27 protein-coding genes and 1 other annotated feature are annotated in these 26,332 nt (G+C 42.8%); of the genes, 21 read left to right on the forward strand and 6 right to left on the reverse strand.

From position 1 onward, the window contains the following. Nucleotides 1–59 precede the first annotated feature (59 nt). Nucleotides 60–632, reverse strand: coding sequence for a class I SAM-dependent methyltransferase (locus tag ABN702_RS02420; protein ID WP_417899247.1), 573 nt, complete (start codon nucleotides 630–632; stop codon nucleotides 60–62). Then, on the reverse strand, nucleotides 629–1,594 hold the full coding sequence (locus ABN702_RS02425) for a TIGR01212 family radical SAM protein (RefSeq protein WP_417900794.1): 966 nt from the start codon (nucleotides 1,592–1,594) through the stop codon (nucleotides 629–631). Before ABN702_RS02425 ends, ABN702_RS02420 begins: the two co-directional genes overlap by 4 nt. Before the next feature lie 188 nt (nucleotides 1,595–1,782). On the opposite strand from ABN702_RS02425, the gene ABN702_RS02430 reads away from it, so the two are divergent. The 7 genes from ABN702_RS02430 to ABN702_RS02460 all read left to right on the forward strand — a co-directional run bounded on the left by ABN702_RS02430 (nucleotide 1,783) and on the right by ABN702_RS02460 (nucleotide 8,913). After that, a complete protein-coding gene (locus ABN702_RS02430) occupies nucleotides 1,783–2,046 on the forward strand; it encodes a YtzC family protein (RefSeq protein ID WP_417899248.1) in 264 nt (87 codons plus the stop codon). A gap of 17 nt (nucleotides 2,047–2,063) precedes the next feature. Beyond that, the gene (locus ABN702_RS02435) at nucleotides 2,064–2,231 is read left to right on the forward strand and encodes a glycogen biosynthesis protein GlgD (protein WP_204418196.1); all 168 of its coding nucleotides are present in this window, start codon (nucleotides 2,064–2,066) and stop codon (nucleotides 2,229–2,231) included. Nucleotides 2,232–2,389: 158 nt separating this feature from the next. After that, entirely contained in the window at nucleotides 2,390–3,583 is a 1,194-nt protein-coding gene (locus tag ABN702_RS02440; RefSeq protein WP_417900795.1) for an MDR family MFS transporter, read from the forward strand. A gap of 155 nt (nucleotides 3,584–3,738) precedes the next feature. After that, entirely contained in the window at nucleotides 3,739–5,619 is a 1,881-nt protein-coding gene (htpG, locus tag ABN702_RS02445) for a molecular chaperone HtpG (protein WP_417899249.1), read from the forward strand. 178 nt (nucleotides 5,620–5,797) lie between these two features. After that, complete coding sequence (locus tag ABN702_RS02450) at nucleotides 5,798–6,370, forward strand: TetR/AcrR family transcriptional regulator (RefSeq protein WP_417900796.1); 573 nt, start codon at nucleotides 5,798–5,800, stop codon at nucleotides 6,368–6,370. Between the two features lie 18 nt (nucleotides 6,371–6,388). After that, nucleotides 6,389–7,306 carry an ATP-binding cassette domain-containing protein gene (locus ABN702_RS02455; RefSeq protein ID WP_417899250.1) on the forward strand — a complete coding sequence of 306 codons (918 nt, stop codon included), beginning with the start codon at nucleotides 6,389–6,391 and terminating at the stop codon, nucleotides 7,304–7,306. Next, nucleotides 7,303–8,913, forward strand: coding sequence for an ABC transporter permease (locus tag ABN702_RS02460; RefSeq protein WP_417899251.1), 1,611 nt, complete (start codon nucleotides 7,303–7,305; stop codon nucleotides 8,911–8,913). The genes ABN702_RS02455 and ABN702_RS02460 overlap by 4 nt, the downstream gene beginning before the upstream one ends. 249 nt (nucleotides 8,914–9,162) lie before the next feature. On the opposite strand, the gene ABN702_RS02465 is transcribed toward ABN702_RS02460, so the two are convergent. After that, complete coding sequence (locus tag ABN702_RS02465) at nucleotides 9,163–9,585, reverse strand: organic hydroperoxide resistance protein (protein ID WP_417899252.1); 423 nt, start codon at nucleotides 9,583–9,585, stop codon at nucleotides 9,163–9,165. 180 nt (nucleotides 9,586–9,765) lie between these two features. Between ABN702_RS02465 and ABN702_RS02470 the strand changes: the two genes are divergently transcribed. Beyond that, nucleotides 9,766–10,191 (forward strand): MarR family winged helix-turn-helix transcriptional regulator, encoded by a 426-nt coding sequence (locus ABN702_RS02470; RefSeq protein WP_417899253.1) that lies wholly within the window; start codon nucleotides 9,766–9,768, stop codon nucleotides 10,189–10,191. 36 nt (nucleotides 10,192–10,227) lie between these two features. Here the strand turns inward: ABN702_RS02470 and ABN702_RS02475 are convergent, their stop codons facing one another. Further along, nucleotides 10,228–11,079, reverse strand: a complete 852-nt coding sequence (locus tag ABN702_RS02475) for a hypothetical protein (protein ID WP_417899254.1) — start codon at nucleotides 11,077–11,079, stop codon at nucleotides 10,228–10,230. A gap of 167 nt (nucleotides 11,080–11,246) precedes the next feature. Then, nucleotides 11,247–12,002, reverse strand: coding sequence for a hypothetical protein (locus ABN702_RS02480; RefSeq protein WP_417899255.1), 756 nt, complete (start codon nucleotides 12,000–12,002; stop codon nucleotides 11,247–11,249). A 152-nt stretch (nucleotides 12,003–12,154) separates the two neighbouring features. On the opposite strand from ABN702_RS02480, the gene ABN702_RS02485 reads away from it, so the two are divergent. From ABN702_RS02485 to ABN702_RS02530, 10 genes are all read left to right on the forward strand, one after another. Then, complete coding sequence (locus ABN702_RS02485) at nucleotides 12,155–13,525, forward strand: sigma-54 interaction domain-containing protein (RefSeq protein ID WP_417899256.1); 1,371 nt, start codon at nucleotides 12,155–12,157, stop codon at nucleotides 13,523–13,525. 246 nt (nucleotides 13,526–13,771) lie between these two features. Next, nucleotides 13,772–15,094 (forward strand): GntP family permease, encoded by a 1,323-nt coding sequence (locus tag ABN702_RS02490; RefSeq protein ID WP_417899257.1) that lies wholly within the window; start codon nucleotides 13,772–13,774, stop codon nucleotides 15,092–15,094. Between the two features lie 23 nt (nucleotides 15,095–15,117). Continuing rightward, nucleotides 15,118–15,894: a 3-hydroxybutyrate dehydrogenase gene (locus tag ABN702_RS02495; RefSeq protein ID WP_417899258.1), complete on the forward strand. Its 777-nt coding sequence runs from the start codon at nucleotides 15,118–15,120 to the stop codon at nucleotides 15,892–15,894. A 146-nt stretch (nucleotides 15,895–16,040) separates the two neighbouring features. Next, nucleotides 16,041–16,238, forward strand: a complete 198-nt coding sequence (locus ABN702_RS02500) for a hypothetical protein (protein ID WP_417899259.1) — start codon at nucleotides 16,041–16,043, stop codon at nucleotides 16,236–16,238. A 44-nt stretch (nucleotides 16,239–16,282) separates the two neighbouring features. After that, nucleotides 16,283–16,411, forward strand: coding sequence for a hypothetical protein (locus ABN702_RS02505; RefSeq protein WP_417899260.1), 129 nt, complete (start codon nucleotides 16,283–16,285; stop codon nucleotides 16,409–16,411). A 102-nt stretch (nucleotides 16,412–16,513) separates the two neighbouring features. Beyond that, nucleotides 16,514–16,757 (forward strand) — a binding site (T-box leader). 52 nt (nucleotides 16,758–16,809) lie between these two features. Continuing rightward, entirely contained in the window at nucleotides 16,810–19,227 is a 2,418-nt protein-coding gene (gene leuS / locus ABN702_RS02510) for a leucine--tRNA ligase (RefSeq protein WP_417899261.1), read from the forward strand. A gap of 106 nt (nucleotides 19,228–19,333) precedes the next feature. Further along, nucleotides 19,334–19,639: a rhodanese-like domain-containing protein gene (locus tag ABN702_RS02515; RefSeq protein WP_417899262.1), complete on the forward strand. Its 306-nt coding sequence runs from the start codon at nucleotides 19,334–19,336 to the stop codon at nucleotides 19,637–19,639. A 303-nt stretch (nucleotides 19,640–19,942) separates the two neighbouring features. Next, complete coding sequence (locus tag ABN702_RS02520) at nucleotides 19,943–20,932, forward strand: nuclease-related domain-containing protein (protein WP_417899263.1); 990 nt, start codon at nucleotides 19,943–19,945, stop codon at nucleotides 20,930–20,932. Between the two features lie 622 nt (nucleotides 20,933–21,554). Beyond that, nucleotides 21,555–21,734 carry a sporulation protein Cse60 gene (locus ABN702_RS02525; protein WP_386643090.1) on the forward strand — a complete coding sequence of 60 codons (180 nt, stop codon included), beginning with the start codon at nucleotides 21,555–21,557 and terminating at the stop codon, nucleotides 21,732–21,734. 149 nt (nucleotides 21,735–21,883) lie between these two features. Continuing rightward, nucleotides 21,884–22,006, forward strand: a complete 123-nt coding sequence (locus ABN702_RS02530; protein ID WP_386643087.1) for a hypothetical protein — start codon at nucleotides 21,884–21,886, stop codon at nucleotides 22,004–22,006. Here ABN702_RS02530 and ABN702_RS02535 read toward each other — a convergent pair. Further along, the gene (locus ABN702_RS02535; protein ID WP_417899264.1) at nucleotides 21,989–23,269 is read right to left on the reverse strand and encodes an NAD(P)/FAD-dependent oxidoreductase; all 1,281 of its coding nucleotides are present in this window, start codon (nucleotides 23,267–23,269) and stop codon (nucleotides 21,989–21,991) included. The genes ABN702_RS02530 and ABN702_RS02535 overlap by 18 nt on opposite strands. Before the next feature lie 125 nt (nucleotides 23,270–23,394). On the opposite strand from ABN702_RS02535, the gene ABN702_RS02540 reads away from it, so the two are divergent. The 3 genes from ABN702_RS02540 (at nucleotide 23,395) to ABN702_RS02550 (ending at nucleotide 26,209) form a co-directional block, all read left to right on the forward strand. Continuing rightward, nucleotides 23,395–23,775 (forward strand): hypothetical protein, encoded by a 381-nt coding sequence (locus tag ABN702_RS02540; protein WP_417899265.1) that lies wholly within the window; start codon nucleotides 23,395–23,397, stop codon nucleotides 23,773–23,775. Nucleotides 23,776–23,852: 77 nt separating this feature from the next. Further along, nucleotides 23,853–25,478: a putative polysaccharide biosynthesis protein gene (locus tag ABN702_RS02545; protein WP_417899266.1), complete on the forward strand. Its 1,626-nt coding sequence runs from the start codon at nucleotides 23,853–23,855 to the stop codon at nucleotides 25,476–25,478. A 17-nt stretch (nucleotides 25,479–25,495) separates the two neighbouring features. Continuing rightward, nucleotides 25,496–26,209 (forward strand): pseudouridine synthase, encoded by a 714-nt coding sequence (locus ABN702_RS02550; protein ID WP_417899267.1) that lies wholly within the window; start codon nucleotides 25,496–25,498, stop codon nucleotides 26,207–26,209. The last annotated feature ends 123 nt before the right edge of the window (nucleotides 26,210–26,332 follow it).

The raw sequence follows: 26,332 nt of genomic DNA on the forward strand, positions 1-26,332 counted from the left end.
TTTCATGGTGATGCAAGCACAAAAAGTCCATCAAAAGCACTTCATCCCGCAGCTACGCGCTATTTCTTTTCAATCGCAATAATAAAAGGTGGGTTGTTCACTTGATTCATAAATCGGTACTGCAGGACATGGGCTCTTTTTTGGTCAAGGGTTGTAACATAATCCAGCAGTTCGTCCCGTTCGACCTGACCTTCAGGGTGGCCATGGTAGACGACAAGCACGATGACCGCTTCCTTTTCCATAACTGACAAAAGCTGTTCCACCGCAGCAATCGTACTTTCGGCAAGTGTCACAATTTCCTTATCGCCGCCCGGAAGATACCCCAGATTGAAAATTGCCCCGCGTATTTTGGAGTGATCGGCTTTTAGAATCAGTTCCAAAAGGCGGGCGTGACTTTCCTGAAATAATGTCACGCGATCCGTAAACTTGGATGTCTGCACTTGCTCGACTGTGGCGCTGATTGCTTCCTTTTGGATATCGAAGCCATAAACATGTCCAGTTGGTCCGACCAATTCGGCAAGAAAGACTGTGTCATGGCCGTTTCCAATGGTGCAATCCACAGCAATATCCCCCTCGGAAACGGCGAGCTTCAATATTTTTTTGCTATATGGCAATACTCGCTCCAGCTTCATTCCATCGCCTCTTTTTTCGGTACATAATATTTTCCTTGATAGCTGTCACGCTGTTTCAGTTCTGCATCTATCGCATTCAGCACGGACCACTTGTCCACGCTCCACATCGGCCCGATCATGATATCAATGGGACCATCGCCTGTTATTCGATGAACAATCATCTCTGGTGGAAGGATCTCAAGCTGGTCACATACTAGCTTGATGTAATCATCGAAGGTTAAGAACTCAAGCAGGCCTTTTTCATATTGCTTGACCATCGGCGTCCCTTTCAAAAGGTGAAGGAGATGGATTTTGATGCCTTGCACGTCTAGGTCAGCAACAGCTTGTGCCGTTTCCATCATCATTTTAGTATCTTCCAACGGAAGTCCGTTGATAATATGGGAGCAGACCCTGATGCCGTGTTTACGGAGTTTTTGGACGCCTTCTTTATACATCTCAAAATCATGCGCACGATTGATTAGCAGGGCAGTTCTTTCGTGAACGGTCTGAAGTCCCAGCTCCACCCAAAGGTAGGTCCGCTCATTAAGTTCTGCCAAATATTCGACTACATCATCAGGCAGACAGTCCGGCCGAGTGCCAATGGACAATCCCACCACACCTTCCTGACTTAATACGGTCTCGTACTTTTCACGAAGCTCTACTACAGGTGCATGGGTATTGGTGAAGGCTTGGAAATAGGCCATGTATTTTCCGTCTTTCCATTTATGGTGCATTTTATCTTTTACTTCATTAAATTGTGTAATTAAGTCATCTGCACGGTTGCCGGCAAAATCACCGGATCCTGCTGCACTACAAAATGTGCATCCTCCGTGTGCCACCGTGCCATCACGGTTTGGACAATCAAATCCACCGTCCAAAGCTACCTTGAATACCTTATGTCCGAAGGTTTGGCGTAGATGATAGTTCCAGGTGTGATATCGCTTGTCCTCAACGGAATATGGAAACGGATTTTTACTTTTTATATTGGTCATCCGTCATCCTCCTCTTTTTTTAATCCTACATGATTTTAGCACGTATGAGGGAAGGCTTACAATTTGATTTCGGACTTTCATTTATTGACAAGAATTTTCCTGTAGGCTTTTACCGAATGCCACAAAGAAAAATGTGCAAAATAAAAAGGAGCATCACAATTAAGTGTGAGGTGAAAAAAATGGCAACTAGACAATCAGTGGAACAATTTATTCAGCAATGTGAGGATACTTTACGGAATGCACATGCGCAATATAGCGAAGCGCAGCAGCTGGAGCACTACAATGATACAGAGTTTACGAATGCACAGGAACAGATAGAAACGACCTATAATGATTTGATGCATCTTTCTTACAGCTGTAATGCCCAGCAGCGTGAGCAGCTCAATCGTATGAGACTGCAGCTGCAAAGTCTTCAAAACGACATGACCTTGTTAAGGCACTAACATCGGAGGCGAATTTAATGAAAAAGCGTTCCAAACAGAATAATCCTGAACAAAAGACAGGAAACACCGTGGAAATGGGTGCAGAATATAATCCCGTGAAAGATGTAAAGCAACAGAACCTAAAGCGTTCCCAACCGGTCAGATCCAAAAATCACAGCGAAAAAGAACAAAGGCGTGGCCATTAGGCTGCGCTTTTTTCTTTAAGGGGCCAGACCCCAAAATTGTCTTAATTATTACATTTTCCCATTTCAAACAATTTGTATTGAAACTGGGAACAAAACCGATTACAATTATTTTGGCTTTCGAAATAATTGGTTAAAGGAGGGCATGCAATATGTTGAAAATGCCCAAAGCTCTTTGGTTGCTTGTTGTTGGTATGGCAATAAACGTAACAGGGGCTTCTTTTTTATGGCCGTTAAATACTATATATATTCATGATATTCTAGGCAAATCCTTGTCTGTTGCAGGGCTTGTGCTTATGGTCAATGCAGGGGCAAGTGTTCTTGGAAACCTGATTGGCGGGTACCTGTTTGATAAAATCGGTGGTTATAGGTCGATTCTGCTCGGTATTTCCATCACAATCACCGCATTAATAGGGATGACGGTAAATCATTCATGGAATTTTTATATCATTTATTTAACCATCATCGGTTTCGGATCAGGAATCGTTTTTCCTTCCATGTATGCAATGGCTGGATCTGTTTGGAAAGAAGGCGGAAGAAAATCATTCAACGCGATGTATGTGTCGCAGAACCTGGGGGTTGCCATAGGTGCTGCGCTTGGAGGACTTGTAGCGGATATTCGCTTTGACTACATATTCCTGGCGAACACAGTAACGTATGCGATATTCTTCCTTATTGCACTGATTGGCTACAGAGGCATTCAGGCGAATCCGACCGTCCAGTCATCAGTCCTGGATCATTCCAAAAAAATCAAAGATCATACAAAGCTTTATGCACTTCTGATTGTTTGTATTGGATACCTTCTTTGCTGGATGGGATATGTACAATGGCAGACTTCGATCGCAACGCACACGCAGTCTCTTGGGATATCACTTAAGCAGTACAGTATTCTTTGGACGATCAATGGTGCGCTAATCGTATTGGCCCAGCCTTTGATATCCTATATTGTAAAAAGGTACACGAAGACGTTAAAAGCACAAATCATGGTAGGGATGATGATATTTATCGCTTCCTTTGCCGTTGCCGGGACAGCTGAGCAGTATACGGCCTTTGTCACAGCCATGGTCATCCTTACCGTAGGCGAGATGTTTGTCTGGCCTGCCGTGCCAACCGTTGCAAACGACCTTGCGCCTAAAGGAAGGGAAGGCTTCTATCAGGGTATTGTAAACAGCACCGCAACCGGGGGCAGGATGCTCGGTCCATTGATGGGTGGAATATTGGTGGATCTTCATGGCATGGAAATGCTGTTTGGCGTGCTGATGGGCTTGATGCTCATCGCCATTTTCACCACTAGCATCTATGACCGGAAATTGAAAGGGCAAATAAGTGTACCTGACATTTCAAAAAGCGCTTAAAAGTGGCAGTACATTTCTTTGTGAAATGTACTGCTTTTCTTTTTGCTCAAAACTATTGACATAAAATATCCAAATGTGATAATTATTTAGTGGGGTTAGCACTCTTAATAGGAGAGTGCTAAATACATATTCATATCTGGAAGGAGATTGTGAGCATGGCTAAGAAAGAATTCCAAGCTGAATCGAAAAGAATATTAGAAATGATGATTAACTCGATCTACTCCCAGCGAGAGGTATTTCTTCGCGAGTTGATCTCCAACGCAAGTGACGCGATGGATAAAATCTATTACAGAGCATTGACGGATGATTCGATGACGTTCGATAAGGATAACTACTTTATAAAAGTGATTCCAAACAAAGAGGAACGTACTTTAACAATCGTGGATACAGGGATTGGAATGACGAAGGAAGAGCTTGAAGCGAATCTTGGTGTCATTGCAAAGAGTGGCTCCTTGGCTTTCAAAAAGGAAAATGAAATCAAGGATGGCTTTGATATTATCGGACAATTTGGTGTCGGCTTCTATGCAGCGTTCATGGTTGCGGATGTTGTAACAGTAATCAGTAGGGCGTTAAGGCAGGATGATGCCTTCAAATGGAAGTCAGAGGGTGCAGAAGGTTATACGATTGAACCTGCTGAAAAGGAAACAGTTGGCACAACGATCATATTGAAAATAAAAGAAAACACCGAAGACGAGAGCTACGATGAATATTTGGAGGAGTATCGTCTAAAAGCGATCATCAAAAAATACTCCGACTTTATCCGCTACCCGATCAAGATGGATGTCACCACTACCAAGCCTAAATCCGAAGACGATCAGGAGTTGGAGGAAACACGTGAGGAACAGACCATCAACAGCATGGTCCCGATCTGGCGGAAAAATAAAAACGAATTGACGAAAGAAGACTACGAGAAATTTTATCAGGAAAAGCATTACGGCTTTGATAAGCCACTCAAGCATCTTCATGTGAGTGTAGATGGTACGATTCGATACAATGCCATCCTCTATGTTCCGGAAAATATGCCGTATGACTACTATTCTAAGGAGTTCGAGAAGGGCTTGGAGCTATATTCGAGCGGCGTGCTGATCATGAACAAGTGTGCCGACCTGCTGCCTGATCACTTCAGTTTTGTCAAAGGCCTTGTGGATTCGGAGGACCTATCGCTGAACATCTCCCGTGAAATGCTGCAGCAGGACCGCCAATTGACATTCATAGCGAAAAACCTGGCAAAGAAAATCAAAAGTGCACTTCAAAGCATGCTGAAGGATGAGCGCGAAAACTATGAGAAGTTCTACCAGGCTTTTGGCCGCCAATTGAAATATGGCATCTATGCAGATTTTGGTGCGAACAAAGAAGCATTGCAGGACCTCATCATGTTCTTCTCATCCAAAGAGAAAAAGCTGGTTACCTTGGATGAGTATGTTTCCAGAATGCCTGAGGACCAGAAGTACATCTACTATGCAACAGGTGAATCCAAGGAGCGAATCGAAAAGTTGCCACAGACCGAAATGGTGTTGGACAAAGGTTATGAAATGCTCTATTTCACAGAAGATATCGATGAATTTGCCATTAAGATGCTCATGAACTATAAAGAGAAAGAATTCAAGAATGTGTCCAGTGGCGATCTTGGAATTGAAACAGATGATAATGATAAAGCTACGGAAGCGAAACAAGAAGAAAACAAGGAATTGTTTGAAGCGATGAAGGAGCTTCTTTCTGGAAAAGTTAGCGAGGTAAAGGTGTCCAAGCGCCTGAAGACCCATCCTGTTTGCTTGTCCACAGAAGGCGAAGTGACCATCGAGATGGAAAAGATCCTTGCAGCGATGCCGGACAACCAAAACATCAAAGCAAACAAGGTGTTAGAGATAAACACCAACCATGAAGTGTTCCAATCACTGAAGGATGCACATGCCACAGATAAAGAAAAGCTGGCACTCTACACTAGCCTGCTCTATCATCAAGCACTATTGATTGAGGGTCTGCCAATCCATGATCCAGTGGAATTCACGAATGATATCTGTAAAGTGATGGTATAAATACGAAAAGCTTCCCATTGATGTTTGGGAAGCTTTTTTTGTTTAATCAATAATTACATATTGACCAGTCTGGTCACTGGTGATATATTTGAAGTGACCACAATGGTCAAAAGGAAGAAGGTGAACAAAAATTAATTCTAAATTCCATAACTTAGCTTATGAAAAAAGAGCAATAATTATTAATGCTTCCTTGCAGGAATTTACGAGCAAGGGATACCAATTGGCATCAACCAATGAGATTGTCAAACATGCAGGCATTTCCAAAGGTTCGCTTTTCAACTATTTCAATAATAAGAAGGATTTGTATTTGTTTTTGATCGAATATGGTATAGGGGTTTCCCGAGAGATAATGACAGAAATTGATTTCAATGAAACGGATCTACTTGAGAGGTTAAGGCAAATTACCATCGTCAAGTTGAGAGTGATTAAGAAATATCCGGAGGTTTTCAGTTTTCTTCAAGGCGCGATTGCAGAAAGTTCCGAAGAGGTAAAGCAGGATGTGGAGCAGATTACCATGCAATTTGCCAAGGAGAGCTATCAAAAATTGTATGAAAACCTCGACTATTCCAAGTTCCGGGATGATATCGACATACAGAAAGCCATCAAGACGATCTACTGGACCATTGAAGGAATTGGTAATGAAAGCAAAGAAAAAATCAAGTTCATTAGCGCAGACGGCTTTGATATAAATGCGCCATTCAAGGAAATGGACGGATATATTGAACTTTTTCAGAAAGCTTTTTATAAATAAAAGGGCGGAGGGGCTAGGATGTCAGTAATTCAATTGAAGGATTTAACCAAGTATTATGGGAAGGTTCTCGCACTAGATGGCGTCGACTTGGAGGTGAAAGAGGGAGAGGTGTTCGGCTTTATAGGTCCCAATGGAGCAGGTAAATCGACCACCATTCGGATTCTACTCGGCCTTTTGCGAAAAACAAGTGGCGAGGTCAGTCTGTTAGGTAAAGACCCATGGAATGATGCGGTAGAATTGCATAAGCGAATCAGCTATGTTCCCGGTGATGTGAATCTGTGGCCGAATTTGACCGGTGGGGAAGCCATTGACTTATTCAGCCGCCTGCGTGGGGATATGGATAAAAAACGCCGGAATGAGTTGCTCGAACGATTCAATCTCGATCCCACCAAAAAATGTCGTACCTATTCCAAAGGTAACCGTCAAAAGGTTGCACTTGTATCTGCCTTTGCATCTGATGCGGAACTGTTTATTCTGGATGAACCTACATCAGGATTGGACCCATTGATGGAAGCGGTGTTTCAGGAATGTGTTGCGAAAGTAAAAGCCGATGGGAAAACGGTGCTCTTGTCTAGTCATATCCTGGCAGAGGTTGAAAAGCTGTGTGACCGTGTAGGAATTATTCGTGAAGGGAAAATTGTTGAGTCGGGTACACTTGAAGAGTTGCGCCATTTGACAAGAACCTTTATCACGGTTCAAGCAGGTCAAAAGCTTGAAGGACTTGAGACTCTATCTGGTGTGCACCAGCTTGAGGTAAGAGGCAAGGAAGCAAGTTTCCAAGTGGATTCCTCCAAAATGGATGGAGTCCTACGTTTTCTGACCCAGTATGAAATCAAGACATTGACCAGCACGCCACCAACACTGGAAGAGCTTTTTATGCGACACTATGGAGATGATACGAATAATGCTACTGCTAAAGGTGGTGCTACTCAGTGACAAAACAGCAGACCTTATCGGGAACATGGACCTTGCTCCGATTTATGCTTCGCCGCGATCGAATACAGATACCGGTCTGGTTTTTCAGTATTACATTAACGATTCTAGCTACCCTTATTAGTTTTGAAGAGCTGTACCCTTCAGAAATGGATCGCCAAGCGATTGCTGGCACAATGGCCACACCAGCCTCCATTGCGTTGACAGGTCCGAAACTATATTTGGAAGACTATCATTTCGGTTCCATGATGTCCCATCAAATGCTGAGCATGGTAGGAATTGCGGTTGCATTGATGAGTATTTTCCTAATTGTCCGCCATACTCGTAAAGAGGAGGAGACAGGCAGGTCGGAGCTTGTTCGGGCATCGGTTGTAGGTAGACATGCCAATGCAACAGCAGTATTAATTTTTGCGATTGGAGCGAATCTGTTACTTGGCTTAATTGTGGCTGTTGGACTTGGGGTAACAGGTGTCGAGTCGATAACCTGGGAAGGATCTTTTCTGTTTGGTACTGCAATGGCATCCATCGGCATATCTTTTTCAGGCTTGACTATTGTCATTGTCCAACTGATGGAGCATTCACGTGCAGCATCTGGGCTTAGTTCTGGTATTCTTGCAATTGCTTTCAGCCTTCGTGCAGTCGGTGATTTGGGGAATGAGGCATTGTCATGGATTTCCCCAATCGGATGGGCGCAACAGACAGAAGCATTTTTGGGGAATGACTGGACTCCTTTATTACTTAGTCTATTTTTTACCATTGTGCTCATTGTTATTGCTTATCCATTAAGTAATATGAGGGATGTAGGTGCAGGGCTGGTCCGTCCCCGACCGGGAAGGGAGGATGCTCCAAAATCCCTTTCTAGCCCATTGGGACTTGCGTTTCGACTTCAACGGACGAATCTTTTTATATGGTCCTTTGCATTGCTCCTTTTCGGGATGTCCTACGGTGCCTTTATCGGGGAAGCGGAAGAGATGTTTGGAGCACTTGGCGATTCTTTGGAAGGTATGCTACCTGAAATGTCAAGCGGGGTCCTTGCGGATAGTGTTGCCGCAATGTTTATGACAGTATCTGCAATGTTTGCTTCCATACCGGCACTCCAAAGCATATTGAGGCTAAGAAGTGAAGAAAAAGCAGGTCGGCTTGATTCCTTGCTTTCCACTCCAGTTGCCAGGAAACGACTATTGGCGAGCTATTTGTTGATTGCACTAAGTAGCAGTGTCGTCTTCCTTTTTATGGCAGGTTTTGGGATGGGGATAACAGGAACTCAGAGTATGGGAGACATTAGTTACCTTCCTGCCCTTACCTTCGCTGGGCTTGCCTTTGCACCGGCATTGTGGGTCGCCATAGGCTTAGCTGTTTTCCTATATGGACTTTTTCCTCGTAAAGCCGGATTCAGTTGGGCGATTGTCGTCTACGCCTTTTTTGTCCTTTATCTTGGTGGGGCTCTTCAACTGCCTGAGTGGCTGACTGAGCTGTCTCCGTTTGGGCATATACCAAGTATGCCCGCGCAAGATTTTGAACTCGTTCCATTGCTCGCTCTGACTGGAGTGGCATTAGTTCTAGTAGTCATCGGCTTTATTGGATATGGAAGAAGGGATATAACAAACTGATTGATTTAAGACGTATCCAAATGGGATGGCGAGTATAATAGTTGATTTTTCACCGTTCTGGCAGGTAGATGGAACGGTGTTTTTTTGTTGGTGAGAGAAGTGGAGCGGAAATGCCAGGTCGTGTGTGGAGCGAAAAAATTTGATGAGAGTGGGTTAAGCAAGTTCGTTTGAGCTATAGACCACAATTAATTTAGCCGTATCAAAACAACATGCGCTCTTCATGAAGAGCGCATATCTAAATTTCATTCATTATTTTGCGATTGTATGGATTGCAACATCCATATTTCCTCTGATAGCTTTGGAATAAGGGCAAACCTGATGTGCTTGATTTACTAGTTCCTCCGCCTCCTCCTGGGAAGCACCACTAATTTCTACTTGGAGGACTGCTGTCAATTTGAATCCGCCATCCGTATCCTTACCGATGGAGATCTCGGCAGTAACACTTGATTCAATTCGCTTTTTAGCTTGTCGGGCTACTAGATTCAATGCACTGTCGAAGCATGCAGCATAACCTGCTGCAAACAGCTGCTCAGGGTTGGTGGCTCCTTCTTTTCCTGTTCCTCCAAGTGATTTTGGCATCGCTAAGGCTAAATCCAGCGTGCCATCATTACTTTCAATTTTCCCAGATCTTCCACCTGAAGCGGTAACCTTTGCAGTGTATAGTAATTCCATTGAAAAGTCACTCCTTATAATATTGTTTAAAATTAAATTGTGTGCAATACAAATTACTCTTATATCCTACCTCGCATTAGTAAGGATGTCAACAATTTAGTTGCGCAAAATAAAATTGTGCATGCATTGGTAGAGTTTGTACTATAATAGTTATTGAAGTCAAAGGAGTGGAAATACTGAATGGAAGATAAATTGAAGCTTGAAAACCAGATCTGTTTTAAAATTTATTCTGCAGAGCGCAAGATTACAAAATTATATAGAAATCTTTTGGATGATCTAGATGTGACCTACCCGCAATACCTTGTACTGCTGGTGCTATGGGAGAAGGATGTCACATCTGTAAAGGAACTGGGGGAGAAACTGTTCCTGGATTCCGGAACATTAACACCGATGTTAAAGAGAATGGAGGGGAACAGCCTAATTGAAAGAAATCGTTCCCGAGAGGATGAGAGAAGTGTCATTATTTCTCTTACTCCAAAAGGCAGGCAATTAAAGGAGAAAGCCGAGTGCATTCCAACTCAGCTGCTCGATAACCTTTCCATGGATTATCAGGAACTCCAAGCGTTTAATCGAACGTTAACCCGCATCATGGAAAATATCCCATAATAAAGGAGTGCTCCCCTATTTGGAAGAGCACTCCTTTTAGTCATTTTCGAGGTGAAGAAACCGATAAGTCAAAACAAGTCCACCTATAAAAAGGGTAGCAGCAAAATAAGCAGGAAGCAGATGAATGAGCGTCGTATAGCCGATAGCAATATGAATATTGATTCCTGTAATGAAAGCAGGAAGGCCTCCTACAAGAAACGTCCACCATACCCATCTTTTCCCTTCATGAATTCCCCAGAGCGCGAGCATCAGAACCAAAAGGCCGACACTTAGCAATGCACTGCCAAAACCGGCCCGATCATGAGCAAGAACCGGTATCAACCGCTGATTAAACGCCTCCAACATCTCGGGTGGCATACAAATATAAATAATGTCAGTCGGCACAAATACCGACGTTACCCCGATATAGGAAATAATAATGCCGCCAACCACAAAGGAAAAGCCAAGAATTACAAACAGGAGCTGTCCGTATAAGGATGCCTTCCATTTGGAATGATTTTTTAGATTACCGGATGAGGGTGTTCCGTTAAGACCTTTGGTTTTCAAAAATCCATTTAAATAAAAAGGCAACAAAACAAGCCAGAACAAAAGATGTAGCCAATCGAAATATCCGTATCCGATAAAAGAATAGATGCCTAGAAAACCGATGATGGCCGCTGCATCAATCGCTTGTTTGGCCCAAAGTAGACCGTGTCTGACTCCGTTTTTAGCCAGCTGCATATAAACAATCCCACCAGAAATCATCGTTCCTGCCAATGTCAGCCGGTCATGTGCCATAAACAGCATGATCCGTTCATTAAAGAGCCATATCTCCTCTTTTTTCATCCCAAGGAAATGCTCATCATATGGCAGTACAATGGAAGTCACCCCAAAAAGAAAGGCAAGCATTCCACCAATCAGGATGAATAAACCGAAAAGCCAGTAGGAAAACCATCCCTTGTTTGCTGGCTCTCGTTGTTCCAGCCTACCTAACAGAGATTCGTTGATCCGTTTAGTAAGTCCCGGTCCTGAAAATACATAGCCGTCTGAGAGTAGTACCAGGTCTGCACCGGCATTCAGCAGTTCATGTGCCTGCTCGGGCTCCGAAATTCCCCTGAGGTAACAATGGTTTTCTCGTAACCTTTTTGTCTAAGAAGTTTAACCGCCTCTGCCAGCTCAAAATCTGCTACTTTCTCTTCCACTACTACCCCATCGAAGGAAATTAGCGCTCTCGGTGACAGTTCTGTCGTGGAGGACGTTGCAATCCAAATCGGTTTATTGGTGTGAAGACCCAGCTCAGTCTGCACATTCTCCACAATATAGCCATCAGCATAGGGATCAAGTTCTGCAGCCATCCTCTCAACCTCTTGTATGCTGCCGGAGAGTCGAATGAAAATCGGCTGTTTTTTTGTTAGTTTCCGAAGCTTATGGATTGTTTTCTCTAAACCGATAGATGATAGTACTTCAGGAAAACTTATGCGCTTTGTTTTATTATCTTTTACAGGATGATGCCCGTTTTCCCGAGGTTCCAATGTAACAGGGCCGATTTCTATAAAACCGAAACCTAAATTCGAAAAAGCCCTGGTACCTGAGAGCATAGGATCAATCTTCCCGGACAAACCAACAGGATTCTTGAAATCTATGTGATGAATTTCCTTATGTAATAGTGGAGAGCATTCTTCACGCCCCAGAAAATTGATGATATGTGATCCCAACCCGAATGGAAGAGAAGCGATGGTATTCATTCCACGATGTATGAACTCCCTTGCCGCAAGTGGCGGCAGTATGGAAAGGACAGGTTTGAAAATGCCATGGTAGGACCAATCTGGCATGGAGCATTCCTCCCTGATGAATATTGATATGTTAGGTTCATTGTAACATTTTTGCAAAACACGAAAACTGATTTTCTGCAATATTATTCCTTTAAAGTCTTGTCAGAATTTTATGATATATTAATAGGGTGGACATGCAGGAGGGATATTGGATGGGAGTTAAGGATAGTTTACTGACGGATGAAATGATGGATACGATCATTGCCAATGCTTTTGAGTGGATTGTGGTGGTCGACCATCGTGGGGAAATCATCTATTTGAACGACAGCTATAGCGCTTTTTTGGACGTGGATAGCAAGACTGTCATCGGCAAGCATGTTACTGAGGTTATTGAAAATACCCGCATGCACCATGTCGTCCAGACAGGCAAGGAGGAGCTGGCGGACTTACAATATATTAGGGGCAATTACATGATTGCCAATAGAGTGCCAATTTTCAATAGCAACAAAGAAGTGATTGGTGCATATGGAACAGTAATATTCCGTGATACAAGTGAATGGGATAAAATGAACAGCCATGTAAAAAGCATGCTTGGACGTATTCGAAATTATTTGCAGGAATACGAACAGCAAACAGGGGTCAAATATACTTTAGAGGACATTATCGGAAAGTCGAAGCTCATACAGACGTTGAAGGAAAAGGTCAAGCATATCGCATCAAGTGATGTGTCCGTTCTGATACGTGGTGAGAGCGGCACCGGCAAAGAACTTTTTGCTCACAGTGTTCACCAACTGAGTAACAGGAGCTCCATGCCATTTATTAAAATAAACTGCGCCGCAATACCTGAGCATCTTCTGGAATCGGAGCTTTTCGGGTATGAGGAAGGTGCCTTTACAGGTGCGAAAAAGGGAGGAAAGAAAGGGAAATTCCTTCTGGCTGATGGCGGAACCCTATTTCTTGATGAAATTGGGGATATGTCGCTTCCGATGCAGATGAAATTGCTTAGGGCGCTACAGGAGGGGGAAGTGGAACCGATAGGAGCGAATGAGCCGATACAAGTGCATGTTCGGGTGATTGCAGCCACCAACCGTCCTCTGGAAAAGATGATGGAGGAAAAGCGGTTCCGTGATGATCTCTATTATCGAATTCACGTCATTCCATTCCATATACCATCTTTAAGAGAAAGAACCGAGGATATCTCGATGCTTGTGGAGCATTTCATCCAGAAAATATGTAAAAGGACCGGCAGGAGAATTACATCTGTGACTCCGGATGCACTGGCAGTATTATCTCGTTACCGCTGGCCGGGTAATATCAGGGAATTGGAAAATGTGATTCAGGCTGCCGTACACCTTTCCACAGGAGATAAGCTGACGCTTGATGCGTTGCCTGATTATCTGACTGAGTCATACTCCATTCCGTTCGGTTCCAAATCACTGAAGGAAACCTTGGAAGAAGCAGAAAAGCAAGCAATCATTCAAACACTTGATAATGTGAATGACGATAAGCTGGAAGCCGCAAAATTGCTTGGAATAAGCAAATCGAGTTTATATGAAAAAATCAAGAAATATCACATAGGATAAGCGAGTCCAGAATTTTGGAAATTAGTCCAGGAATCTGGACTCGTTTTTTTTCAAGGTAGAAGAAGGTTATTTGAAAGTTAGTCCAAATTTTCGGAAAATACAGAAGTTCGGAAAATTGAAACATTTGCGCGGAGTGGATTCGTGATGTTGGCACGTTTTTTGCATATAAGAAAGAGGAAGACAAAATTAACAGGAAAATGCTTCATTCAAATGAAAGCGTTTACCGTAAAACAAGGGGGAAAGAAAATGCTCAGCATGATTGGTCTTATCGGAGGTTTGGCACTTTTAATTTTTTTAACGATGAGAGGGATGAACCTGCTTGTAGTAGGTCCGCTGTCAGCATTATTTGTTGCAGTATTAAGTGGAATGCCGTTGTTTCCACAATTGGTTGGAGAAGGGGAAGTTAACTTTGTAAGCAGCTATATGGGCGGTTTTTCTTCCTTCGTCACTGCCTGGTATCTAATGTTCCTGCTTGGGGCCATTTTCGGGAAAGTGATGGAGGATAGCGGAGCAGCAGACTCTGTTTCCAAGTTTATTGTAGATAAGCTTGGGATGAAATATGCCGTACTTGCCATTGTGGCAGCATGTGCCATTTTAACCTATGGAGGAGTCAGCTTATTCGTAGTTGCTTTCTCTGTTTATCCAATGGCAATCAGCTTGTTCAAACAGGCTAATTTACCACGTCGATTCATTCCGGCAGCACTTGCATTCGGTTCCGTCACATTTACGATGACTTCTGCCGGTTCCCCGGAGATCCAGAACTGGATTCCGATTGATTATCTTAACACAAGTCCTTATGCCGGTTGGGAAGTCAGTTTAATTGTTGCTGTATTCATGATGATCTTTGGTTACTGGTGGTTAAAGCGCATGATCAAAAAAGCGGTAAATCGTGGCGAAACGTTCACAGCAAGAGCATCCGATCCGGTTATGGATGCCAACAGAAAACTTCCAAACCCGTTTGTCAGTATGATTCCGTTATTGGTGGTCCTTGGAATCTCCTTCTATTTCCACGATGACCTAAAACAATCTGCCTTGATCATTGCTTTATTGGGTGGAATCATAGCCACTTACATTGTTGGTAGAGCCTATTTCAAATCCTTCTGGAACGCGATTTCCGAAGGTACGATGGGAGCATTGATCGCCATTGGTAATACGGCCGCTGTAGTAGGATTTGGTGGAGTCGCTAAAGCAGTGCCAGCATTTGGCGAGGTTGTGTCCGCGATGACGAGCATCCCGGGAAGCCCTTTGATCGGTGCTGCGATTGCAGTCAGCGTTATTGCCGGTATGACAGGATCCGCTTCCGGTGGGCAGGTTATCGCACTTCCATTGATTGCACCGCATTACATCGATATGGGTGTAAATCCTGAAGCCCTTCATCGTACAGTTGCCATATCTTCTGGTGCGCTGGATTCTCTTCCGCATAACGGATATGTTGTAACAACCGTCCGTGCAATTTGTGGAGAGACCCATCAGGCTGCTTATGGACCTGTCGCTGCCGTAACGGTAATTGTTCCGTTGATTGGCGTAGCGATTGCAATCGCATTGTTCTCACTTGGACTTGGTATCTAAAAACATTAAGGGAGGGAGCATAATTGGTAAAGGATAAAGTTGTCTTCATCACAGGAGCAGCCCAGGGTATTGGGTATGAAATAGGAAAACAATTCGCAGAAGCTGGCGCAAAAGTTGTGTTGACTGATTTAAATAATGAAACTGTAAAAACTGCAAGCTCTGCCTTAAATGAACAAGGGTTGACGACATTAGGAATCAAGTGTGATGTAACATCTGAAGATGAAATCAAGGAAGCAATTGGTGCTGCCATCAGCGAGTTCGGGAGTATTGATGTATTGATCAACAATGCCGGTCTTCAGTATGTCTCCATGATTGAAGACTTCCCGACGGAAAAATTTGAACTTTTAACGAAAGTGATGCTAGTTGCTCCGTTCGTCGCAACCAAGCATGTCTTTCCGATTATGAAAGAACAGAAATCGGGCCGTATCATCAATATGGCTTCCATCAACGGATTGGTCGGCTTTGCGGGTAAGGCTGCCTATAACAGTGCCAAGCATGGGGTAATCGGATTAACAAAGGTCACTGCTTTGGAGGGGGCTGCGCATGGAATCACCGTGAATGCACTATGTCCAGGGTATGTGGATACCCCGTTGGTACGTAATCAGCTGAAAGATCTGGCTGAGACCAGGGGAGTTCCATTGGAAAATGTATTGGAAGAGGTTATCTATCCTCTTGTCCCACAGCGAAGATTGCTGCAAGTAAAGGAAATTGCAGACTATGCGATGTTTTTATCCAGTGATTCAGCTGGTGGAATTACAGGGCAGGCTGCTGTTATTGACGGAGGGTATACCGTACAATAAAAGAAAACGCCAGGTGCTGCATGGCATCTGGCGTTTTTTGTCGAAATTAAATCAAAATAATTTGATTAATTTAGTTGCATATATTTTCCTCGCGACATATAATCAAAGTAGATAATCAAATAAAATTGATTTAAGGAGAGATCCAGATGAATAACAATCTTTATACATTGGCAAATATGAACCGCCAAAAAATCAACAGCCTAAGAGAAGAACAAATGCTTCATATGGTGGCAAAAGCTTCAAGGGGTGAAAGAAAGACAATCGGAAATGCATTGAAAGCGAGTTTCTTGAAGCTGACAAAAATGCTGAATAACCAACAGGAACCTTGCTGCGTTTGTGAATAAAGAATGCTTTATTAATCAAAAAAAATTGATATTAAAAGGAGTTGATGATGATGTTTTTAATGTTCAAGAAAAAGAAGGATGACTGCTGCAAAGTGGAGATCGTGGAAGTCCAGGAAGAAAAATGCTGCGAGAGCAGCCAAAAGGACTCAAACAACAAAAAAGAGTGCTGCTAACTACTGCTGAGAATAATTAGTTTGAAAAAAGTTCATAATGATTAATGAAAATACCCCTTGAAGTTTTCCAATAAATTCTTTACAATACAGAATAACAACTAAACTTATACGTTGAAAAGGATCAGTAGTGAACGAAACGAGCACAAGAGAGTTGACGGGTGGTGAGAGTCAACAAACGAGCGTTCATGAACTCGCCTTGGAGTAGCAGGTGTGAACCCTTCCTAAGGAAGCTAGTAATATCTCGCCGTATCATCCGCGTTAAGGATTTGAGTGATTATCACATTGGTGGTAATAATCTGGGTGGTACCGCGGTAGGTTATGTATATTCAAACCTCTCGTCCCTTTTATAGGGATGAGGGGTTTTTTGTATTTATTTGAATTAACAGGAGGAAAAGAAGATGTCGTTTCAGCATCAGTCCATTGAACAAAAATGGCAAAAGTATTGGGAAGAAAACAAAACGTTCAAAACACAGGAAGAAAAAGGAAAAGAGAAGTTCTATGCACTAGACATGTTCCCTTATCCATCGGGCGCAGGCTTACACGTTGGTCACCCGGAAGGATATACTGCAACAGACATCCTTTCACGCATGAAGCGTATGCAAGGACAAAACGTCCTGCACCCAATGGGATGGGATGCATTCGGATTACCTGCTGAACAATATGCATTGGATACAGGAAATGATCCTGCAGAGTTCACCGAGCAGAACATCAATACATTCAGAAGACAGATCAAGTCCCTTGGATTCTCCTATGACTGGGATCGTGAAGTGAACACCACAGATCCTGAGTATTATAAATGGACGCAATGGATTTTCTTAAAGCTTTATGAAAAAGGCTTGGCTTATGTGGATGAAGTACCGGTAAACTGGTGCCCGGCATTAGGTACCGTCCTTGCGAATGAAGAAGTAATTGATGGGAAATCCGAGCGTGGCGGACATCCGGTCGAGCGCCGTCCGATGAGACAGTGGATTCTTAGAATTACTGAATATGCGGATCGCCTGCTTGAAGATTTGAATGAATTGGATTGGCCGGAAAGCTTGAAGGATATGCAGCGCAACTGGATCGGTCGTTCGGAAGGAGCCAACGTCCATTTTGCGATTGATGGCACGGATGAGAGCTTTACCGTATTTACGACTCGCCCTGATACTCTGTTTGGTGCAACCTATGCCGTATTGGCACCAGAGCACCCTCTAGTGAAGAAAATTGTAACTGCAGACCAAAAGGACGCAGTAGAAGCTTATATTACAAAGATTCAAAGTAAGAGTGACTTGGAGCGTACAGAGCTTTCCAAGGAAAAAACAGGGGAGTTCACAGGAGCTTATGCTGTAAATCCTGTGAGCGGCGAAAAGCTGCCAATCTGGATAGCGGACTACGTGTTAATGAGCTACGGAACAGGTGCCATCATGGCAGTACCTGCACATGACGAGCGCGACTTTGAGTTTGCGACTAAATTTGAGCTGCCAATCGTCGAAGTGGTTGCAGGTGGAGATGTTACCAAGGAAGCTTACACAGGGGACGGGGAGCACGTAAACTCTGATTTCTTGAACGGACTTGGAAAAGAAGAAGCAATCACCAACATGATCCAGTGGTTGGAATCAAATGAAAAAGGCGAGAAGAAGGTTTCGTACCGTCTTCGTGATTGGCTGTTCAGCCGTCAGCGTTATTGGGGCGAGCCGATTCCTATCATCCATTGGGAAGATGGTACCACAACGGCAGTACCGGAAAGCGAGCTTCCACTTGTTTTACCAAAAACAAAGGAAATCCGTCCATCCGGTACAGGGGAATCTCCACTTGCAGCAATTGAAGATTGGGTGAATGTGGTAGATACTGAAACAGGTAAAAAAGGACGCCGTGAAACAAATACAATGCCACAATGGGGCGGAAGCTGCTGGTACTACCTGCGCTATATCGACCCAACCAACAGTGAGAGATTGGCTGATCCTGAAAAATTGAAAGAGTGGTTACCGGTAGATATTTATATCGGTGGAGCGGAGCACGCGGTTCTTCATTTATTGTATGCTCGTTTCTGGCACAAATTCTTGTACGATATCGGTGTTGTTCCAACGAAAGAGCCATTCCAGAAGCTTTTCAACCAAGGAATGATTTTAGGTGAAAACAACGAGAAAATGAGTAAATCCAAAGGGAATGTAGTAAACCCTGATGAGATCGTCGAGTCTCATGGTGCAGACACATTACGCCTATATGAAATGTTCATGGGACCTTTGGAGGCTTCCATTGCCTGGAGCACAAACGGATTGGACGGCTCCCGCCGCTTCCTTGACCGTGTATGGAGATTGTTTGTCGAAGAGAATGGCAAGATCAGCTCCAAGGTTGTGGAATTAACAGAAGAGGATACATTGGAGAAAACCTATCATGCAACCGTCAAGAAGGTAACCGAGGATTACGAAGGACTTCGTTTCAATACGGCGATCTCGCAAATGATGGTTTTCATCAATGATGCCTACAAAGCGGATGTGATTCCAAAAGAGTATGTGGAAGGATTCGTTAAGCTATTGTCCCCAGTTTGTCCGCACATTGCCGAGGAACTTTGGGAGAAGCTTGGCAATGAAGGAACCATCACATACGAAGCTTGGCCTGTGTTTGATGAAGCAAAGCTAGTCGAGGATGAAGTGGAAATCGTTGTTCAAGTTAACGGTAAGCTGAAAGCGAAACTTTATGTCCCGGCAGATGCAACTCGTGAAAAAATGGAAGAGATCGCAGTTGCTGATGAGACAGTAAAAGAATCCATCGAAGGAAAAACAGTTCGTAAGGTCATTGCGGTACCGGGGAAACTTGTAAATATCGTAGCGAATTGATATTTCTAAAATACAAGCAAGACTGCCGACAATTTGGCAGTCTTGTTTTGTTTTTGATAAAATGAAAGGTATCTTTACACATTACATAGAATCGAGGTTTTTATTGATGGAAGAAATCAAGACCATTACAACTGACGAGCTGAAAAAGAAATTGGATGCAGGAGAAGAACTGCTTCTTGTTGATGTTCGCGAAGATGAGGAAATCGAAACAGGTAAAATAAAGCAAGCGAAGCACATCCGCATGGGGGATATCCCGGCAAGTCTAGATCAGCTTGATAAGGAAAAAGAATACATCGTCATTTGCCGCTCAGGCCGCCGCAGCGAAAATGTCTGCCACTATTTGCAGGACCAGGGATATAAGGTCCGAAATATGGTTGGCGGCATGCTGGAGTGGGAAGGCGACGTGGAATAATGTAAATTGGAACACTGGCCGGCGGGCGAGGAAAGATGGCGCGCTGGTCAGTGCTTTTTTAATCCAAGGTGGAAATGGTCAATAAAGGGGCTAAAGTGTTCAATAAATGAGCGTAAATATACGAGATACACTCCAAGTTATTCAATAAAGCGCTTGAAATTAACGACAATACATATTTTGTAAATGTTAACCTGAGACGCATCAAGGAAAGATGGAAATTCCTAAGAGAATTTTTGCAGAAAAGGAGGAATTATGCAGAATCGTGTCTAATTGTCCTATTATCCTATCAAAAGAGGTGGTACTTTGATAAAAAAAGCTAGAAGCGTTCCTTTAAGAGTGCACAAATTGAGAGCAATGAAGAGACGTGTTCGGCCAGATCATGAAAATTATCAAGATTTCCTTAGTGAATTAGGAAGGAAAGAAGCAGGCATCTACGGTGAACAATCATTGGACTATTACATAAAACTTCTCCCAGAAACAGACCACCCATTCTACATTTTCCACGGGCTAAGGCTTCCATTTAGGGACACCTTCTTTCAGATTGATACCCTCATCCTATTCTCAAGCTTCTTTTTAACTTTAGAGGTGAAATATAACAAAGGAACTCTCTACTTTGATCCAAAAAATTATCAGCTCATTCAAGAGGTGGAAGGAAGTCCGCATAAAGGATTACCTGATCCCATTCTTCAAGCATCTAATCAATGCTTTAAACTACAGTTATGGCTAAGAGCCAAGCAGCTTCCTGAGATTCCGTGTGAAAAACTCGTAGTATTGACACATCCAAAAGCAATTATCAAAGTCCTTTCCTCTCCTAGCGAAGTGGAAAGATATGTGATTAAAAGCCCGGCACTTACAATAAAAGTAAAAGCAATACTCGAACGACATTCATCACAACCTCTAGACAAGAAAATAATAAAGAAAATAATCAGAAGTTTGCTTAAAGATGATACCCCTGCAACCTCTTCCCCCATTCCTCAGTATGCTATCTTACCTTCAGATATTATGACAGGAGTTTTTTGCCCCAATTGTGATCCTTATATTGTGATGAGAAGAATCCACGGCAAATGGGAGTGCTCTAATTGTGGGGAAAAATCAGAAGATGCACACAGAGCGGCATTGGAGGATTACGCACTTTTAATAAGTCCCTTCCTCACAATGAGGGAGTTAAAACGGTTTTTAAGGATAGAGAATCGAGTGACGATTATCAGATTGCTAAATCACCTCAATGTTGAATTTGTAGGAGGAAACAAATCCCGTACCTACAACCTCACCCCACTTCTAACAAAAACTTGAAACCAGACCTAGATCATACGTATGTTTATATATCAATCTCTCATCAAGAAGGGGGATAAAGAAATATATCCCGCAATCTTTCTTCAGCGTTATAGATAGGAATCTTGCAAATAAAAGCTATTCCTATAAAAAAGTCGTCATTGCAAATGAAGATTATCTAAGCAACAATTATATCACTATGTACTATTTCGACGATTCCTATCAAACAATTAAAATTAAGTGGAAAGACCTTGAAAACAGCAATATGGAAGTGGAGTTAGTAAAATTCTCCGATAAAGACTTTATTAAGGAGCAGTCAGCTGATCTGTGTGAGGAAAGACCTGCTATTTCCTTTTTTTAATTCAACCGGCTTTCTTTAAGCATTTCAGCCATCCTCATCTATATAGGAACCATGCAGTTACTTGGCTATTAATAATAGAAGTCGCTCGGCTACCTACTAGCCGAGCGACTTTAATTCTATAACTCACCAACTCTATTATATTCGACAGCTGTAGCAAAAAACCTTTAGGGGTCAGACCCCTAAAGAAAGTTTTTTTCTCTCCCATTAGTATAAAATCTCATAATTTCATCTATACATAGTAATAAAAACTGGCTCTATTAACCATGCAGGAGGTGTACAGGCTTGATTCAAATAAAAATGTTTGATGAAGAGCACGAGCGGGATCTCGAGGATTCAGTAAATGATTTTTTGAGAGGGCTTGCAGACAGGGATTTGATAGATATCAAGTATCAGGTGGGATGTTTACTGGAAGAAGAGGAGCAAATCTATTGCTTTTCGGCGATGGTCATATTCAGAGCCTGAAAAAATCTGAAAAAGATGTTTATCAGGCTCGAATATGTGGGTAGAGATAAGTAACTTATTAAAAAGAAGAAACAATTATTAAAAAGCTGTAACAATTATTTGTGACAATCGTCTAATAGAATAACACTACTTGAAAGGATGGATGGAACATGAACCACCACACTCAAAACGAAACGGTAATGACAGAGGACAAATCATTTATGAATGAATTCGCAATGTATGGTGTAGGACTTGGACTAGTATTCTCGTTTGTATTAATGGTAACTGCGTAGGCTTGCCGCCTTTTTCCCGGCGTTCAAGCCTGCCAGCCTTCCGGTAACAAGAGCCGATGTAATATTGTAACCACCAGTATATCCATGGATATCAAGTACTTCCCCACAAAAATATAATCCTTCTTTCTGTTTGGAAGCCATCTCTTTAGGATGAATTTCTTTTACAGAAACACCGCCACCGGTCACAAATGCCTTCTCAATGGATAAGGTGCCGGATACTTCAAAGCGGAATTGCTTGCACATTTTCGCAAGGTCCCTTATTTTCTCATGTGCTAAAGTTGCACCGATTTCCTGTTCATCGATACCACATTGCTCCAATAAAAATAATAAGTACCGCTCAGGCACAATTCCTTTAAGAACATTCTTAATGGCTTTTTTGGGTTCTTCCTTTAAAAGCTTATGCAGTTCCTGGAAAACCTGCTCTTCATTGATGCTTGGAAGAACGTCCAGATTCATCATCACAGTTCGGACATTAAATTTTTTCATCGTTTTCACGACATATTGGCTGCAACGCAATACAGCCGGGCCCGACACCCCAAAGTGAGTGAATATCATATCCATTTGATGTGTTTTGACTACTTTGCCTTTAGGGTTCAATACACTTAGAGCAACATCGCGCAAGGACAGCCCCTGCAATCGTTTTTCACGGATAAATGGCTCCGTAGAAGTTAAAGGCACTTCAGTAGGGAAAAGGTCAGTCACTGTGTGTCCCGCTTTTCTTGCCCATGGGTAGCCATCACCGGTAGAACCTGTATGCGGTACCGATTTTCCTCCAACCGCAATGACGACGCATGTGGATTCAATGAATTCCCCATTTTTCAGGAGGACCCCTTTGGTTCGCTCTTCTTCATATTCCACCGTTTCAACTGCAGTATTCGTACGAATCTCCACTTTTAGCTGTTTCATTTTATCCAAAAGGGCATCCACGACACTCTGCGCCTTATCGGTCACAGGGAACATACGGCCATGGTCCTCTTCTTTCAATTGAATACCAAGCCCTTCAAAAAACTTGATGATATCTTCATTACTAAACTCTGAAAACGCACTGTATAGGAATCTTCCGTTACCGGGTATGTGTTTGATGATCTCATCAACAGGAAGCCTATTTGTCACATTACAGCGGCCTCCGCCTGAAATCGCCAGCTTTCTGCCGAGCTTGTTTCCTTTATCCAACAGGAGAACCCGTGCTTTCTGTTCCGCTGCAGCAATCGAGGCCATCAGACCGGACGGACCGCCGCCAATTATTATTACATCATATTTCATCTTTTCACCAACCAACTAAATTTAGAAAACCTATCTGTTATTATATACTGTAAACGGAAGTTGGACAAAATAGACATCTTTCCGTATGATTTTGAGAGATAAAGTTAACGAAAAAGGGGTATACAATGAATTATTCACCTAATATAACGGAAGCGCATCATCCTGAAGATGGTGGTTGGACCGAAGAGAATGGAATTCCCGTACTTCTCTTGTCCGCACCATCATTGGGCGATCTCATTCCAACTAGAATAGATAAATATTCTTTTGCTTGGCTCTATGAAAAAGATATGGATGCATACATATTCTGTGTGATGATAAATAACAGAGATGAATTCGGGGTTCTTTTTTCCCGGGAGGAAGCAGGCCAGCTTCTTCTCGAGGCGGATGCTTATGGGGAGTTCAAGGTAGTCATCTGCAAAGAGGCATTTGAACACTTGGAAGATGACACGCCATTCATCACTTTTTCCAGGATTTCTCTCAATAGAAGCGTCCTTGCAGGCTGGTAAAAAGCATACACGCCAAGACCCTTTATGGTAAAATACTAAGGTTAGACAAAAAGTTACATATAGTAGGTAGGGATTTTATGTCAACATCGAATATATTAAGAGGTACGTTTATTCTTACTCTGGGAACGATGCTTTCTAGAGTGTTGGGGCTCGTCTATATTTTTCCGTTCTATTCCCTTGTAGGGGAAAGCGGCGGGGAGTTGTATACGTATGCTTATGTTCTTTATTCTGTGGTTTTAAGTGTAGCGACAATGGGTGTTCCGCTAGCGGTTTCCAAGTTTGTTGCAAAATATAATGCTTTGGAAGAGTATGCAGTGGGCAGGAAATTATTCAGCTCCGGTCTTCTATTAATGAGTATTACTGGGATTGTTTCGTTTTTAGTGCTCTATATTTTGGCACCCGTATTTTCACCAATGATTATCAATGATGGCAGCAAACACTCTTTTGATGACGTTACACTTGTTATCAGGATGGTAAGTTTCGCATTGCTGTTGGTTCCTGTGATGAGTTTGATAAGAGGATTCTTCCAGGGACATGAATCCATGGGGCCGACTGCTATTTCCCAGGTTGTAGAGCAGATTGCCAGGATTATCTTCCTGCTTGGTAGTGTATATATCGTGATTGAAGTAACGGATGGAAGCTTGCCGACAGCCATCGGTTATGCCACTTTTGGAGCGTTTATCGGTGCTGTGGCTGGTCTTGCAATACTTATCTGGTACTGGTTCAGCAGGAAAAAGCATCTGGATACCCTTTTGGAAAAAGACAAGGGTACGGTGGAAATATCGTATAAAGATATGTACAAAGAGCTAGTCATGTATGCCGCACCATTTGTATTTGTCGGGTTGGCAATGCCATTGTATCAATTAGTGGATACTTTCAGCTTTAACAAAGCGATGGCGCTGGCTGGGTTTGACGATAATTTTTCCGGATCCGCTTTTGCTATCATCAACACATACGGCCAAAAGCTAGTCATGATTCCAATCACGCTTGCTACCGCTTTTGCCTTGTCATTATTGCCGGCCATTACCAGGTCATTTATCAGTAATGACAAGGATGTTCTGCAACGCCAGATGAGCAAAACATTTCAGATACTGCTATATTTGACTTTGCCAGCTTGTATCGGCCTTTCCATACTCGGTGGACCAGCGTACGCAGCCTTTTACTCCTATGATGAACTTGGTGGTTATTTGTTGGCCTGGTACGCGCCAACTGCCATTCCTCTAGCGATTTTCACAGTGACGGCATCCGTGCTGCAAGGTATCAACCGTCAAAAATACACGGTATATGGATTGGCGCTTGGAATAGGATTGAAGCTTGTGCTCAACTTCCCACTTATTTTCCTGATGGGTGCGGAAGGATCGATTGTTGCAACCGGAATCGGGTATACTGCAAGTGTAGTAATGAATCTTTGGGCGATTAAAAGATACACAGGATTCGATTATTCCATCGTTTTCAGAAGAACGATGCTGATGAGCATTTTTAATATTGCGATGGTAGTAGGCGTGCTTATTGTACTTCGATTCTTGGAAGGCTTCATTCCATACAGCGATGGACGCTTACAGGCAATTATCGTGATATTCATAAGTGCTGCTGTAGGAGCGGGAATCTACTTCTTCCTAAGCTATCGCAGCAATTTGTTAATGTATCTTTTCGGGAACAGATTTCCGTTTTTAAATAGAAAAACAGGTGAAAGAGGCCTTTAATATCAAAGGAGTAAACTATGAGATTAGATAAACTTTTGGCAAACAGCGGCTATGGAACACGTAAAGAAGTGAAGAAGCTGTTGAAGACAGGCGTTGTAAAAGTGGATGGCAAGGTTGTAAAGGATGCAAAGGTTCATGTGGAGCCTGAAGAACAAGAAGTGACGGTTTTGGATGATGTTGTGGAATACCGCGAGTTCATCTACTTGATGATGCATAAACCGCCTGGATTTTTGTCGGCAACCGAGGATCACAGGCAGGAAACGGTGGTGGATATTTTACAAGAAGAGGATAAGATCTTTGAGCCTTTTCCTGTTGGACGCCTCGATAGGGATACAGAAGGATTTCTGCTCCTGACCAATGATGGACAGCTTGCGCACCAGCTGCTATCACCGAAAAAGCATGTACCTAAGACCTATTATGCAAAGATTGACGGAGAAGTAACGGAAGAGGACAAGGCTGCATTCCGAGAAGGTGTGACATTGGATGATGGATATGAAACCTTGCCTGCCGAGCTGAAGATACTTTCTGCAGGTCCACAATCCGAAATAGAAATCACCATTGTCGAAGGGAAGTTCCATCAAGTAAAAAGAATGTTCCAGGCAGTCGGAAAAACGGTTACTTATCTGAAAAGGCTCAGCATGGGACCGCTGGAACTCGATCCGGATCTTGAACTTGGTGAATACAGAGAATTGACGGACGAAGAACTGGAACTTTTAAAAGAGAATAGATAATCTCTCAGAACGCTCCTAGTAAATTAGGAGTGTTTTTTTATATTTTCTAAAACTTAAACTGATAAATTTCTACTATTTTCCTCATTAACCGACATAATCTGAAAAAATAGTTAGAAGATTATT

The sequence above is a fragment of the Bacillus haimaensis genome, from assembly GCF_048270625.1.
In the GTDB taxonomy this organism is placed as follows: Bacteria; Bacillota; Bacilli; order Bacillales; family Bacillaceae_I; genus Sutcliffiella_A; species Sutcliffiella_A haimaensis.

Bases quoted from the DNA above. Each gene is read 5' to 3' on its own strand.
- ABN702_RS02420 (WP_417899247.1), bottom strand. From the start codon at position 632: ATGAAGCTGGAGCGAGTATTGCCATATAGCAAAAAAATATTGAAGCTC.
- ABN702_RS02430 (WP_417899248.1), top strand. From the start codon at position 1,783: ATGGCAACTAGACAATCAGTGGAACAATTTATTCAGCAATGTGAGGAT.
- ABN702_RS02435 (WP_204418196.1), top strand. From the start codon at position 2,064: ATGAAAAAGCGTTCCAAACAGAATAATCCTGAACAAAAGACAGGAAAC.
- ABN702_RS02440 (WP_417900795.1), top strand. From the start codon at position 2,390: ATGCCCAAAGCTCTTTGGTTGCTTGTTGTTGGTATGGCAATAAACGTA.
- htpG (WP_417899249.1), top strand. From the start codon at position 3,739: ATGGCTAAGAAAGAATTCCAAGCTGAATCGAAAAGAATATTAGAAATG.
- ABN702_RS02455 (WP_417899250.1), top strand. From the start codon at position 6,389: ATGTCAGTAATTCAATTGAAGGATTTAACCAAGTATTATGGGAAGGTT.
- ABN702_RS02465 (WP_417899252.1), bottom strand. From the start codon at position 9,585: ATGGAATTACTATACACTGCAAAGGTTACCGCTTCAGGTGGAAGATCT.
- ABN702_RS02470 (WP_417899253.1), top strand. From the start codon at position 9,766: ATGGAAGATAAATTGAAGCTTGAAAACCAGATCTGTTTTAAAATTTAT.
- ABN702_RS02475 (WP_417899254.1), bottom strand. From the start codon at position 11,079: ATGCTTGCCTTTCTTTTTGGGGTGACTTCCATTGTACTGCCATATGAT.
- ABN702_RS02480 (WP_417899255.1), bottom strand. From the start codon at position 12,002: ATGCCAGATTGGTCCTACCATGGCATTTTCAAACCTGTCCTTTCCATA.
- ABN702_RS02485 (WP_417899256.1), top strand. From the start codon at position 12,155: ATGGGAGTTAAGGATAGTTTACTGACGGATGAAATGATGGATACGATC.
- ABN702_RS02490 (WP_417899257.1), top strand. From the start codon at position 13,772: ATGCTCAGCATGATTGGTCTTATCGGAGGTTTGGCACTTTTAATTTTT.
- ABN702_RS02500 (WP_417899259.1), top strand. From the start codon at position 16,041: ATGAATAACAATCTTTATACATTGGCAAATATGAACCGCCAAAAAATC.
- ABN702_RS02505 (WP_417899260.1), top strand. From the start codon at position 16,283: ATGATGATGTTTTTAATGTTCAAGAAAAAGAAGGATGACTGCTGCAAA.
- leuS (WP_417899261.1), top strand. From the start codon at position 16,810: ATGTCGTTTCAGCATCAGTCCATTGAACAAAAATGGCAAAAGTATTGG.
- ABN702_RS02515 (WP_417899262.1), top strand. From the start codon at position 19,334: ATGGAAGAAATCAAGACCATTACAACTGACGAGCTGAAAAAGAAATTG.
- ABN702_RS02530 (WP_386643087.1), top strand. From the start codon at position 21,884: ATGAACCACCACACTCAAAACGAAACGGTAATGACAGAGGACAAATCA.
- ABN702_RS02535 (WP_417899264.1), bottom strand. From the start codon at position 23,269: ATGAAATATGATGTAATAATAATTGGCGGCGGTCCGTCCGGTCTGATG.
- ABN702_RS02540 (WP_417899265.1), top strand. From the start codon at position 23,395: ATGAATTATTCACCTAATATAACGGAAGCGCATCATCCTGAAGATGGT.
- ABN702_RS02545 (WP_417899266.1), top strand. From the start codon at position 23,853: ATGTCAACATCGAATATATTAAGAGGTACGTTTATTCTTACTCTGGGA.
- ABN702_RS02550 (WP_417899267.1), top strand. From the start codon at position 25,496: ATGAGATTAGATAAACTTTTGGCAAACAGCGGCTATGGAACACGTAAA.